This window comes from Aureimonas sp. ME7 (assembly GCF_903970965.1).
Taxonomy (GTDB): Bacteria; Pseudomonadota; Alphaproteobacteria; order Rhizobiales; family Rhizobiaceae; genus Aureimonas.
This window is the reverse complement of the sequence record NZ_CAJCKW010000006.1, coordinates 185450-198969: the sequence shown is the minus strand read 5'-3', so window position 1 is coordinate 198969 and position 13520 is coordinate 185450. Positions and strand designations below refer to the sequence as shown.

General features: G+C 67.8%; 11 protein-coding genes. All 11 read left to right on the top strand.

The window, feature by feature from the left end; all coding sequences use genetic code 11:
- Positions 1-11: 11 nt before the first annotated feature.
- The 11 genes from H7A85_RS12550 (at position 12) to H7A85_RS12500 (ending at position 13448) form a co-directional block, all read left to right on the top strand.
- On the top strand, positions 12-1037 hold the full coding sequence (locus tag H7A85_RS12550; protein ID WP_182086273.1) for an ABC transporter substrate-binding protein: 1026 nt from the start codon (positions 12-14) through the stop codon (positions 1035-1037).
- Positions 1038-1143: 106 nt separating this feature from the next.
- Positions 1144-3372, top strand: coding sequence for an iron ABC transporter permease (locus tag H7A85_RS12545; protein ID WP_182086272.1), 2229 nt, complete (start codon positions 1144-1146; stop codon positions 3370-3372).
- A complete protein-coding gene (locus H7A85_RS12540) occupies positions 3369-4433 on the top strand; it encodes an ABC transporter ATP-binding protein (protein ID WP_182086271.1) in 1065 nt (354 codons plus the stop codon). The genes H7A85_RS12545 and H7A85_RS12540 overlap by 4 nt, the downstream gene beginning before the upstream one ends.
- A gap of 6 nt (positions 4434-4439) precedes the next feature.
- Positions 4440-5252, top strand: coding sequence for an inositol monophosphatase (locus H7A85_RS12535; RefSeq protein WP_182086270.1), 813 nt, complete (start codon positions 4440-4442; stop codon positions 5250-5252).
- A 319-nt stretch (positions 5253-5571) separates the two neighbouring features.
- Positions 5572-5817, top strand: a complete 246-nt coding sequence (locus tag H7A85_RS12530; RefSeq protein ID WP_182086269.1) for a hypothetical protein — start codon at positions 5572-5574, stop codon at positions 5815-5817.
- A gap of 57 nt (positions 5818-5874) precedes the next feature.
- A complete protein-coding gene (locus H7A85_RS12525) occupies positions 5875-6711 on the top strand; it encodes an inositol monophosphatase (RefSeq protein ID WP_182086268.1) in 837 nt (278 codons plus the stop codon).
- 65 nt (positions 6712-6776) lie between these two features.
- Positions 6777-8606 carry an iron ABC transporter permease gene (locus tag H7A85_RS12520; RefSeq protein ID WP_182086267.1) on the top strand — a complete coding sequence of 610 codons (1830 nt, stop codon included), beginning with the start codon at positions 6777-6779 and terminating at the stop codon, positions 8604-8606.
- Positions 8607-8640: 34 nt separating this feature from the next.
- Complete coding sequence (locus tag H7A85_RS12515; RefSeq protein WP_182086266.1) at positions 8641-9867, top strand: substrate-binding domain-containing protein; 1227 nt, start codon at positions 8641-8643, stop codon at positions 9865-9867.
- A 96-nt stretch (positions 9868-9963) separates the two neighbouring features.
- Complete coding sequence (locus tag H7A85_RS12510; protein WP_182086265.1) at positions 9964-11091, top strand: ABC transporter ATP-binding protein; 1128 nt, start codon at positions 9964-9966, stop codon at positions 11089-11091.
- Positions 11092-11163: 72 nt separating this feature from the next.
- A complete protein-coding gene (locus H7A85_RS12505) occupies positions 11164-11766 on the top strand; it encodes a dual specificity protein phosphatase (protein WP_182086264.1) in 603 nt (200 codons plus the stop codon).
- Positions 11763-13448, top strand: coding sequence for a metallophosphoesterase (locus tag H7A85_RS12500; RefSeq protein ID WP_244631167.1), 1686 nt, complete (start codon positions 11763-11765; stop codon positions 13446-13448). Before H7A85_RS12505 ends, H7A85_RS12500 begins: the two co-directional genes overlap by 4 nt.
- Positions 13449-13520: the final 72 nt, after the last annotated feature.

Below are 13520 nucleotides of genomic sequence, written 5' to 3'. Positions count from 1 at the left end.
GAGGCTTCAGAATGCGCGCGACTTTCCTCGTGACCACGATGCTCGTCGGAATGGCGGCGTCGGCTTTGCCGGCTGAGGCTGCAGGTTCCCTGAACCTCGTGTGCGCGGCCGACGTCAAATGGTGCGAACTGATGGAGCGGCTCTTCGAGAAGGACCACGACATCGACGTCAACATGGTGCGCATGAGCTCGGGCGAGGCCTATGCCCGCATCCGCGCCGAGGCGCGCAACCCCAAGACCGACATCTGGTGGGCGGGAACGGGAGACCCGCATCTCCAGGCGGCCGAGGACAAGCTGACGCTGGAATACAAGTCGCCGAGGCTCGACGAGCTGCAGGACTGGGCGAAGAAGCAGGCGGAGGTATCGGGCTATCGCACGGTCGGCGTCTACTCGGGCGCACTCGGATGGGGCTACAACACGCAGATCCTCGAGAAGAAGGGGTTGGAGGCCCCGGCCTGCTGGAAGGATCTGACGGACCCGAAGTACAAGGGTGAGATCCAGGTCGCCAATCCGAATTCGTCGGGCACGGCCTATACGGCCCTGGCGACGCTCGTGCAGCTGATGGGCGAGGACGAGGCCTTCGCCTATCAGAAGGCTCTCAACGCCAACGTCACGCAATACACCAAGTCCGGGTCCGCCCCGGTGAAGGCGGCCGCGCGCGGCGAAACCGGCATCGGCATCGTCTTCATGCACGATGCGGTCGCCATGACCAAGGAAGGGTTCCCCGTGAAGACGGTCGCCCCTTGCGAGGGAACCGGCTTCGAGGTCGGCTCCATGTCGATCGTCAAGGGCGCCAAGAACCTGGAGAACGCCAAGGTCTTCTACGATTGGGCGCTGAGCGCCGAGGTTCAGTCGAAGGCCGCCGAGGCCGACAGCTTCCAGATCCCGTCCAACAAGAATGCGACCGTACCCCCGGAAGCGCCCAAGCTCGGCGACATCAAGCTGATCGACTACGACTTCGCCAAGTACGGCAACGCCGAAACCCGCAAGGCCCTTCTGGGGCGGTGGGACAAGGAGATCGGCGCCGCCGCCAACTGAGGCTCGCGGCGAGCGCCGGGCTCGCCGGACCCCCGCACCCCCAAGGCGCTTCGAAACCGTTCGAAGCATGCCCGCCCGCCGATGCTTTCCGAAAGAAAGGACGCCGATGGATTCCCGCGTTCGCCGGCTCGACGCAGCGTTGCTCCTCGGGCTTGTCGCCGTCGTCGTCCTTCCCTGGTACGGGATGGAGGGCGGCCTTTGGAACACGGGCTGGCTCGGGGCTTGGCCGCTCGGCCTTGATGCCGCGCCGGGCGTCGTCCAGATCGCCGAGCGGGGCGCCTTCTGGCTCCTGCCGGTCGTCCTGGCGCTCGGCGCGGCCCTTCTCCTGCGCGTTTCCCCTCCGGGAGAGCGGCGCGGTTCCCGGCTGGCCACTGTGGGCGGGATCGGGCTCGCGCTTCTTGTGGCCGAGGGTCTGTCCGTCGGCTACGGGGGGTGGAACTGGAGCGGTTGGGAAAGCCTCTTCGGCCCGCTCGACGACGGACAGCCGCCCTTCGGGATCGGGGCGTTCGCGCTGGCGCTGGCGTTTCTGCTTCTCGTCTCGTTTGGCCTCGCCGAGCGGGGCCGGCTGCGCGGCGACGCCTTCGTCCTGTCCGCGATCGCCCTCGTCGTCGCGCTGGTCGCGACCTTCGTCCTGTACCCGCTGGCCAGCCTCTTCATCGGCGCCTTCCAGTCCTTCGACGGCGCGTTCGACGCGTCGAGCTTCCTGTCCAACATCCAGGATCGCTCGATCTGGTCGCTCGACTGCGTGAGCGGAGCCGGCGCCTGCGGCCTGGCGTGGCGCACCCTCTTCCTCGCCCTCCTGACGGGCTTCGGCACCACCGTCCTCGGTCTCGCCTTCGCGCTGGCCGCCACGCGCATGCGCTTTCCCTTCAAGAAGCTTCTGCGCCTTCTGACCATCCTGCCTATCATCACGCCGCCCTTCGTGATCGGCCTGGCGCTGATCCTCCTGTTCGGGCGCTCCGGCGTCGTGACGCAAGGCATCTTGGCGCTCACCGGCTACGACGGCGGGCGCTGGCTCTACGGGATGACGGGCATCTGGGTCGCGCAGATGCTGAGCTTCACCCCGATCGCCTTCATGGTGCTGATCGGCGTGGTGGAAGGCATCAGCCCTTCCATGGAGGAAGCCGCGCAGACCATGCGGGCGAACCGCTGGCGCACCTTCTGGACCGTCACCTTCCCACTCATGCGGCCGGGTCTGGCCAACGCCTTTCTCGTCGGCTTCATCGAGAGCATGGCCGACTTCGGCAACCCGCTGGTGCTCGGCGGCAGCCACGGCGTCTTGTCGACGGAAATCTTCTTTGCCGTCGTCGGCGCGCAGAACGATCCGGCGCGTGCCGCCGTCCTGGCGCTCGTGCTTCTCGCCTTCACCCTGTCCGCCTTCGCCGCCCAGCGCCTGTGGCTGAAGGGCAAGAGCTACACCACCGTCACCGGCAAGGGGGATTCGGGCCGCCACGCCGCGCTCGACGTTCGTTTGAAGGCCGGCGTCATCGCCATGGTCGTGCCCTGGATCGCGTTCACGCTCGTCGTCTACGCGATGATCGTGGCGGGCAGCTTCGTGCGCACGCTCGGCCTCGACAACACGCTGACGCTCGACCACTACGCCAAGGCCTTTTCCGTCTCGCTCGGCGACGGCGGCCTGCGCTGGACGGGCGTCGCCTGGAACTCGTTCTGGACCACGATGGAGATCGCGCTGGCCGCCGCGCCCCTGACGGCCGCGGTCGGCCTCCTGTCGGCCTATCTCCTGGTGCGCCAGCGCTTCGCGGGCCGCGAGCTCCTCGAGTTCATGCTGATGCTGTCCTTCGCCATTCCCGGCACGGTGATCGGCGTGTCCTACGTGCTCGCCTTCAACTTGCCGCCGATCGAGATGACGGGCACGGCGATCATCCTCGTGGTGTGCTTCATATTCCGCAACATGCCGGTCGGCGTGCGCAGCGGCATCGCGGCCATGAGCCAGCTCGACAAGAGCCTCGACGAAGCGTCGCTGACGCTCGGCGCCAACTCCTTCACGACGCTGCGCCGCGTCGTGCTGCCGCTTCTGAAGCCGGCCATCGTCAGCGCGCTGGTCTACTCCTTCGTGCGCTCGATCACCTCGATCAGCGCAGTGATCTTCCTCGTCAGCGCCCAGTACAACATGGCCACGTCCTACATCGTGGGCCTGACGGAAAACGGCGAGTACGGCGTCGCCATCGCCTATTCCGCCACGCTGATCCTGGTGATGATCGTGGTCATCGCCGGCTTCCAGCTCGTGGTCGGCCAACGCCGGCTCCGGCGCGAAAGCCCGGCCGCCGTTTCGCCCGCCGCCGCCCCGATCCCCTCCCTGGAGAAGACCGCATGACGAGCCCGATGAAGAAGGGATCCGTCCGCTTCGAGAGCGTCGAGAAGCGCTTCGGCGCGGTCGTGGCGATCCGCGCCCTGTCGATGGAGATCGAGCCGGGAACGCTGGTCACGCTGCTCGGTCCGTCGGGATGTGGCAAGACCACGACGCTGCGCATGCTGGCCGGCCTCGAGCAGCCGACGGCCGGCCGGATCCTGATCGGCGGCAAGGACGTGACGGCGCTGCCCGCCAACGAGCGCGACGTTTCGATGGTGTTCCAGTCCTACGCGCTGTTTCCCCATATGACGATCGCCGAGAACGTCGCCTACGGTCTTCGCTCGGGCGGCCTGTCGAAGGGGCAAGCGCGCGAGCGGGCCGAGAACGGGCTCGAACTCGTCGGGCTTGCCGGCTATGGCGCGCGCCTGCCGAGCGAACTGTCCGGCGGCCAGCAGCAGCGCGTCGCGGTGGCCAGGGCCCTGGTGCTGGAGCCGCAGGTGCTCCTTCTCGACGAGCCCTTGTCCAATCTCGACACGCGGCTGCGCCGGCGCGTGCGCACCGAGATCCGCGAGTTGCAGCAGCGCCTCGGCTTCACCGCCGTCTATGTCACCCACGACCAGGAGGAGGCGCTGGCCGTGTCCGACCGCATCGTCGTGATGCGGGACGGCGAGATCGCCCAGGCCGGATCGCCGCGCGAACTCTACGAGACGCCGGCCTCCTCCTTCATCGCCGACTTCATCGGCGAGGCCAATGTCGTTCCTTGCGAGGTCGTGCGCGACGGCGGAGGCCAGCTGGCGGCCAAGGTCGGGGGGCTCGCCCATCCGATCCGGGGCGAGACCGCCCGCGAAGGTGCGGCCAAGCTCGCCATCCGCCCGAACGCGATGGTTTTGGGCGATCCCCGTCCGGGTACGCTGGAGGGCCGCGTGACCAGCGCCGCCTATCTCGGCGACCATATCGAATACGAGGTCGAGACCGCCGTCGGCCGTCTCTTCATCGTCGACCCGGCGGTCGAAAAGGTTCGTTCCGTTTCCAGCGACGTCGGCATCTCGCTGCACGATCGCGGCGTCGCCCTCATTCCGGCCTGAGATCCCATGCTTCACACACCCCGAGACCGTACGACCGAGGACGAGGTCGCCCTCCGCCAACGGCTGGCCGAGGCCTTCGCCCGCGAAGGCGGCCAGATCGCACTCGGCTACTTCCGCGACCGCTCGCGGCTGACGGTGACCGAAAAGCTGAACGGGCAGGACGTCGTGTCCATTGCCGACAAAGAGGTTGAAACGCTGCTGCGCTGGCGCATCCGCGACGCGTTTCCCGACGACAGCCTGCTCGGCGAGGAATACGCGCTGGAGGAGGGAAGCTCCGGCTTCACCTGGGTCATGGACCCGATCGACGGGACGAGCCCCTTCGTCTTCGGCATTCCGGCGTGGTGCGTGTCCGTCGCGGTGATGCGGGGGGCGGAGATCGTGGCGGGCGTCATCTACGCGCCCACCACCAACGAACTCTACTCGGCGCGGCGCGGCGACGGGGCCACGATGAACGGCGCTCCCATCCGCGTCGCCGACACCACCCTTCGCACCGGGGTTCTCGGCATGGGTGCCAACCACCGCGTGCCGAGCCGCACCGTCTCGAGTTTCATCGAGCGGCTGCTCGACGAGGGCGGCATGTTCGTGCGCAACGGCTCGGGCGCCCTGATGCTGGCCTACGTGGCTGCCGGGCGCCTCGTCGGCTACTGGGAGCCGCACATGAACGCCTGGGACTGCTACGCCGGGCTTCTTCTCGTGGAGGAGGCGGGCGGCTGGATCATCGATCCCGCCGGGTGGCAGGATATGCTATCGGGCGGGCCGGTGCTGGCGGGCGCGCCGGGCGTCGAAGCCGATCTCCGGCGCCTCGCCGCAGGAGGCTGACCGGCGGCTGCGCATTGTCCGGGCGCCGGCGGGCGACGAAAGGTGCGTTCAGGCAAAACACGAGCCCGCGACCGGACCGCATCCTCAAGACTTTCGTCGCCGTTTCCGAAGTCGCCCGCCGCGCGGACGTGTCGCGATCGGTGGTCTAGCGGACATTCACCGAAGAAACGCGTGAAAGGGGGGGCGTCGTAGGGCCAACCTGTTCTCGCTCTTCGGCGTCAGGCCGATCAGCATGCCGGGTCTTGCGCTGCTGCGGCGCGCGCAGCGCCATCGTCCTTGATCGAACCGATCGTCGAGTTTCCCGCGCGCCAATCTCGTCTTGTCGGGCGAGCCGCCTGCTTCCTTCAAGGAGGAATGCCAGACGGACGGCATCCGGTTCGTCGTCATCAGCCGTCTGCCGACCCGCTTGGACACCGATGTCATCCAGAGCGACGATATCCGTGAGGCGGCGATCGCAGCGAAGCAGCTTCGCGGGACGGATGCCGGCGTACCGACCGGTCGGCCCGACCCGGATCGTAAGCAAGACGCCTGTTTTCCCGACATGAAGACCAACGTCCGAAAATAACCGTTGCCAACGCTGCACACGTGTGCAGGAATGAACACGTGTGCAAGGGGAGGGTTCATGGGGGCCGCGACACGATATTCCGACGACCTCGACGGGCGTGCCGCGCTTTGTCTCGACGTCATCCGCTCGGCCGGCGCACTCGTCCTCGACGCGTTCCGCTCCGAGCCTGCGTCGATCTCCATGAAGGGGCCGCAGGACTTCCTGACCGAAACCGACGCGGCATCCGAAATCCATATCCGATCGGCGATCGCACAGGCCTTTCCCGAAGACGGCTTCTTCGGCGAGGAGGGCGGGGGCGAGATCCGGGACCGCGTCTGGGTCGTCGATCCGATCGACGGCACGGCGAACTTCGCCCGGCGCATTCCGCACTTCTGCATCTCGATCGGCTACCTGGAAGGGGGCGTCACCCAACTCGGCGCGATCTACAACCCGGCGCTCGACGAACTCCATTTCGCCCGGGCCGGCGCGGGCGCGACGCGCAACGGAAAGCCGATCTTCTGCTCGCCCGTGCGCCGGTTCGATGCCGCCTCCATCGAGATGGGATGGTCCACCCGCATCGCCAACGACGCCTATCTCGGCGTGACGGGGCGGCTCCTGGACCTCGGAGCGAACGTTCGCCGCGGCGCGTCGGGCGCGCTCGGCCTCGCCTATGTCGCCGACGGGAGGTCGGACGGCTATGTCGAGCTGCACATGAACGCCTGGGACTGCGTGCCCGGTCTCCTGATCGTCTCGGAAGCGGGCGGGCGTGTCTGCCCCTACCTCGAACTCGGCTCGCTGCGCGAGGGGGGCGCGGTCCTGGCGGCGGCGCCCGGCATCGCGGAGGGCGTCAGCGAGGCGGTCGGCATTCGCCTGGCGCTCAGGTCTGGCGAGGTCGCCGAAACGCAGGCGGCGTAGCGCCGAGGCCACGTCGTCGCGCATCGAGTGAATACGGCTCGCCAACGCCGTTCGGGAGGAAAAGCATGGTCACCGTTGAACATGTCGGAGAACTCCGGCGACCCTCGCGCGAAGGGCGGATCGCACGCCGCGCGGCACGGTTCTTCTCCGCGCCCGAACGGCTGATCGCGCTCGGCCTTGCGATCGCGCTCGGCCTTCTCGTGATCGTGCCCTTGTTCCAGCTCGTGCGCGAGACCGTCACCGTCCAGCCCTATGACGCCGCCTATCTGCCCGGCCGCCAGCCGGGAGAGCTCACGACCTTCCACTACGAGCGGGTGTTTTCGGGGCGCATGTCCTGGGCCCTGTTCTACAAGCCCTTCTTCAACTCGCTCGTGACCGCCTTCGGGGCCACCGCCATCTGCCTCGCGCTCGGCGCGGTGCTGGCCTGGGTCGTGGTGCGCACCAACGTGCCGTTCCGCGAGTTCGTCAATACCGCCGTGGTCCTGCCCTACATGCTGCCGTCCTGGGTGATGGCGCTCGCCTGGGTGACCTTCTTCAAGAACGACCGCATCGGCGGGGCGTCCGGCGTCTTCGTCTACCTGTTCGGCGTGCAGCCGCCGGACTGGCTCGCCTTCGGCGCCGTGCCGATCATCATCTGCCTGTCGCTGCACTACTACGTCTACGGCTTCCTGATCATCTCCGGTTCTCTGTCCACCGTCGACAGCCAGCTGGAGGAGGCCGGCGCGATCGCGGGCATGTCTCGCTTTCGCCAGTTCGTCTCGATCACCGCGCCGCTCGTCCTGCCCGCCGTCGGCTCTGCCGTGGTGATGACCTTCATCCGCGTGATCGGCTCGTTCGGCACCCCCGCCGTCCTCGGCATGCCGATCCGCTACTATGTGCTCCCGACGCAGATCTACGCCGCGATCGGCTCGCGCAACGTCGGCGACGGCTATCTCCTGGCGCTGGTGCTCGTCGTCATGGCGATCCTGTTCATCTGGATCAACCAGCGCATGATCGGCGTGCGCAAGAGCTTCGTCACCATGTCCGGCAAGGGCTTCCGCCGCCGCGAGATCGATCTGGGGGGCGCGCGCTGGCTGGTCTTCGGGCTCGTCATGCTCCTGATGTGCATGACGGTGGTCCTGCCGCTCGGCCTTCTCGTTCTCCAGTCGCTGTCGCGCACGGCCGGAAACTACGACCTGTCCAACCTGACGCTGCACTACTGGATCGGCGAGCGCGGGGGCGTGAACGCGCTCTACCCCGGCGTCTTCCAGAACCCTCAGATCCTCAATGCCGCCTGGAACAGCCTGCGCCTCGCCTTCTTCACCGCGCTCGCCACCGGCGTCCTCGGGTTTCTGATCGGCTATGTCGTGGTGAGGACGCGCGGCACCCTGTCCTCGCGCGCGCTCGAAATGGCGGCCTTCCTGCCGTACATTTTCCCCGCCGTCGCCTTCGGCGCGATCTATATCGGCATGTTCTCCAAGCCGCTCGGGCCGATCCCGGCACTCTACGGAACGTTCGCGCTGCTCGTTCTCATCGCGGCGGTCAAGAACCTGCCCTACACCTCGCGCACCGGCATCGCGGCCATGCTCCAGATCGACAAGTCGCTGGAGGAATCGGCCCGCGTCCAGGGCATCGGCTGGTTCGGCCGCGTCCGGCGCATCATCGCCCCGCTTGCCGCCTCGGGCCTCGTGTCGGGCATGCTCCTGTCCTTCATCGGCACGATGCGCGAGCTGTCTCTCATCATCCTGCTCGTCACGCCGTCCACGGCCGTGCTCGCCAGCGTGATCTACACCTATCAGACGGACGACGTTCCGCAGCTGATCGGCGCCGCGACCCTCCTGTTGGTGGGGCTCGTCGTCGGCTGCAACCTCCTGTTCCGGCTGGTTTTCCGCAATACGAAGATGGGCTTCGCCTGACGGCGGCGCTTACCAGAAGGGGAGGAAACAAGGAATGAGACACTTCAAGGCATCCCTGGCGGCGTTCGCCCTGACGGGCATGCTCGCCTCGGCCGCGCTCGCGCAAGGCGCCGACTTCGAGACCTGGGAAAAGTCGGCCGAGCTCGGGTCGTACCAGCCGGCGGAAGAGAACTGGGACGACATCGTCGCCAAGGCGAAGGCGGAAGGCGAGGTCACGATCTATTCCTCGTCCTCCGGCGTGAACGCGCTCGCCGAGGACTTCCGCAAGCTCTACCCGGAGATCAAGGTCAACGCCTATGATCTCGGCTCGGAGAAGACGATCGAGAAGGTCGTGCGCGAGCATCAGGCGGGCGTCTACGCGGTGGACGTCGTCAACACGGCCGGCACGGCGCAGATGTTCTTCGACATGCTGCCCAACAAGCGCATCGTCAACTACGTGCCCCGCTATCTCGTCGACAAGATCCCCGAGGACCTGCGCGAGCCGCTGCTCACCCACGTCGTCGAGGCGACGGTGCTGATGTACAACGCCGACACCTACAAGGACGCGCCGCCCGTTACCAACGTCTGGCAGCTGACCGAGCCCGAGTGGAACAAGCGCTTCGCGATGAAGAGCCCGCTCGGCTCCCTGACCTCGCTCGCGCTCCTCACCCAGATCGTCGAACATGCCGACGACTTCGCGGCGGCCTACGAGAAGCACGCCGGCAAGCCGATCGAGCTGTCCGACGGCATCGAGAACGCCGGCTACGAGTTCCTGCATCGCCTTCTCGACAACGATCTCGTGATCTACGATTCGGGCTCGAAGCTCGCGACGGCGTCGGGACTTAAGGGCCAAGCGAACCCGCCGATCACCTTCTCCTCGATGCACTACGTCAGCAAGAACGGCAGCGACGACTACGCCAACGGGATCCTCTACGACGTCGATCCGGCGGGGGTCTACGCCTACTCGACCTATGTCGGGATCGCGGGCCGCGCGCCCCATCCCAACGCCGCCAAGCTCTTCATCGCCTTCCAGATGGGCTCGAAGGACCTGACGCCCGACACCAAACTCGACAAGCCCTATCGCGAGGGCGAGAGCCTCCAGAAGCTTCAGGGTCTGGCGGCCTACTTCAAGGTCGGCACCTTCTCGCCGCGCACCGACGTGCCGCTGCCCGCCGGCGGCGAGAACTGGCCGAACGTGCGCAAGATCTTCGGCTCGGCCGAGTTCCAGCGCGACAACGTGGCCGCCGTCAACGACTTCTGGATCTACGAGACGAGCAACTGATCGCGAAAGGGAGCCGGGCCGCGCGGCCCGGTTCCGCCCCGGTGCCGCCCGTTTTCGGGCGCGCCGCCCCACGAAAGCCGGTTTCGGGAGGAAATCATGAGCGAAGTATCCCTCAAGGCCATCACCAAGTCCTACGGCGACCATCTGGCGATCCCGCCGCTCGACCTGGAAATTCCCAAGGGCAAGTTCGTCACCCTGCTGGGTCCCTCCGGGTGCGGCAAGACGACGACGCTGCGCATCATCGCGGGGCTCGAACAGCCTTCGTCCGGCGAGCTCTCCTTGAGCGGCCGGACCGTGTATTCGGGCGCGCAAGGACATTTCGTGCCGCCCGAAAAACGCGGCCTCGGCTTCATCTTCCAGAGCTACGCGCTCTGGCCCAACATGAAGGTCGACCGCAACATCACGCTGGCGCTCGCCCAGGCCGGCAAGCCGAAGGCGGAGATCGCCGAGCGCCTCGCCGAGGCGCTGCGGAAGGTGCAGCTCGAAGGCTACGAAGGCCGCTTTCCCTCCGAGCTTTCGGGCGGGCAGCAGCAGCGCGTGGCCGTGGCGCGCCTCATCGCGGCGCGCAATCCCATCCTCCTGATGGACGAGCCGCTGTCGAACCTCGACGCGGTTCTGCGCACGGAGATGCGCACCGAGCTGAAGCGCCTGTCGCGCGATCTGGGTGCCACGACGATCTACGTCACCCACGACCAGGTCGAGGCGCTCACCATGTCCGACATCATCGTGGTGATGAAGGGCGGCGTGATCCAGCAGATCGGCTCGCCTTACGAGATCTATCATCAGCCGGCCAATCTCTTCGTCGCCGAGTTCATCGGCGACCCCCGGATCAACCTCTTCGACGCCGAGCTCGAGGAGCGCGAGGGCCGCAGCGTCGTGCGGGTCCAGGACGCGGAAATCGTCCTGCCGACCCCCTTGAACCGGGCGCCGGGCCCGGTGCGCCTCGCGATCCGCCCCGAGCGCCTGACGCTGCACGACCGGCCGACCGCCAACACGCTGCCGGCCGAGGTCGACGTCGTGCAGCCGACCGGGTCGCAGACCATCCTGACCCTGTCGGCGCGCGGCGCCGCGCTGACCGCGCTCATTCCCCGCTTCGTCGAGGCGTGGCCGAGCCGCAAGGTGTGGCTGGAGTTCGATCCCGCCGCCGCCATGGTCTTCGATCCCGCCTCCGGCGACATCGCCAAGCCCGTCACGGTGCTGGAGCGCCGGGTGGACGCGGCCTGAACGCCTGTTCTTCGAAACGACCCGGTGGAAGAGGCGGCCTCGCGCCTGCTCTGCCCGCCCAAGGAACCCCGCATGGATGCCCCCGTCTACGCCCGCCCGGCGATCAGCCTCATCACCGAAGGCCTCGGCCCCTTCGGATCCAAGCTCTTCATCGGCGGCCTGGAGGGCGCGCGCGACCTCGCCCTCCTCAAGGCGAACGAGATCGGCATCGTCGTCAACTGCGCCGTCAATCTCGACGTCAACTTCGTGCGCGAGCCGGCCCGCCCCGAGGACGGGCCCTTGTGCGCCAGCGGCTATTCCCCCATCCGCTACTACAAGCTCGGCATGATCGACGGCGGCGGCAGTCCGGACACGATGATGCTCGGCGCCTACTACATCCTGCACGGCGCGCTGCACCAGACCCTGCCCAAGCGCGAAACCTACCCCTACCCCGACGGCGGCAACGTGCTCGTCAACTGCCGCAGCGGGCGCTCGCGTTCGGTCTCGCTGGTGGCGCTCTACCTCCACCGGCAGCAGCGCGATCTGTTTCCGACGCTGGACGACGCGCTCGCCCATATCCGGGAGAAGCGCGAGCTGCGCCCCGACGAATGGTTCGAGACCCCGAAGCCCATGCTCTACGATGCCGCGCGCAAGGCCTCAGACTGGATCGACCTGATCGAAGGCCGGAAAGGATGATCCGTCAAGCTGCCCTGCCGCCCGTCGCGGTGATCGCCGACGCCCACTACCACGACGTGGAGGGCGACTACGGGTTCGAAGGCGCGGACATCGACGGGCGTCGGCTGACGGTTCGCAGCTGGGCCGACACGCGCGCCTCGACGCGCGTCTTCAACGAAAGCTTCGGCGCGCTCCAGGCGGCGCTGGACGAGACCGTCCGGCGCGGCATCCGCCACGTCGTCCTCCTTGGCGACTACAGCGACGACGGGCAGCGCGCCACGGTGGCATCCGTCGCCCGCCTCCTCCGGCGCTACCGCGACCGGCACGGGATCCGGTTCTTCGCGCTGCCCGGCAATCACGACGGCTATGCGCTGCACGGCCGCCATCAATCGAAGCGCTTCCTGCGATGCGATGGGCAGCCCGTCCTCGTCACCAGCGATGCCGAGGCAGCCCGGACGCCGGGCGCCGTCCTGTCGGACGCCATGTATTGCGAGGGCTATCCGGAAGCCCTTCGGCCGATGCTCGAGCACGGCTTCACCCGCCATCCTGCCGACCTCCACTGGGAAACGCCGTTCGGGCTTTCCGACGACCCGGCCGAGCGGGTTTACGAGATCGCCTCACCGGACGGGCGAACCCGCGTTTCGATGGCGGACGCGTCCTATCTGGTCGAGCCCGCCGACGGGTTGTGGCTCCTGATGATCGACGCCAACGTCTTCGAGCCGCGGGACGGCACCGAGGATCTGTCCCGGGAAGACAGCTTCGTCGACAGCACCAATGCGGGGTGGAACGGCGTCCTGCGCTCCAAGCCCTTCCTGACCCGCTGGATCGCCGATGTCCACGAACGGGCTCGGCGCCTCGGCAAGACGCTTCTGTGCTTTTCGCATTATCCCGTGGTGGATCCCTTCGGCGACAACCTCGCGGCCGAGCGCGCCCTGTTCGGCGACACCAACGTCGCGCGCCGCACGCCGGAGCCCGCGGTCGCGCGCCGGCTGATCGAGGCGGGGATGCGGCGCCATTTCAGCGGCCATATGCATGTCGCGGGGGAAACCACGCGCGAGTTTGCGGGGCATCGCCTTGTCAATGTGGCCGTCCCGTCGCCGGTCGCCTTCCCGCCCGCCTTCGCGGTCCTCCGGCCGGGAAGCGGCGCCATGGAAACCGTCGGCCTGTCCGGCCTGCCGCTCGACGGGCGGCTCGTGGAGCTCTACCGGCGCGAGGCGGCGCGCGCGGGCGAGGCGCCGCATCCGGCCTTCGTTGCGCCGGACTATGGCGGCTTCCTCTACGAACACGCCCGCGCGCTCGTGACCCACCGCTATCTGCCCCGCGAATGGCCGGACGAGATCGCCGACCTCTTCGCCGCCGCGAGTCTCGACGGGATCCTGCGGGCGGCCGGGGTGGACGCGACCCGCCTCGCGGCGCCGCTCGCGGAGGCGGGGGTGCCCGTCCGGGAGCTTGCGACCTGCAGCGGCGTGGATCTCGCGACCGATTGGTACTGCCTGCGCCATGCGCAGGAGCTGGCGCTGCCCTATATTCCCCCTCATCGTCTCGCACTCTACCGGGCGCTCTCGGGCACGGCGCCGGGCGAAGGCGCGAGGACGCCGCTCGCCGGCTTCTGGCGCGTCTTTCTCGACGTCATGCGAGGTTCGATCGAGCGGGCGGAGCGGGCGCAAGAACTCGTCCCGACGCCGGTTGCACGGGCCGTCTGAAGCGGAACGACGCGAAACAACGGAGCGAGACGTCGGCGCATCGCCGAAGCCCCGCTCGGCGCGCATCGCGGC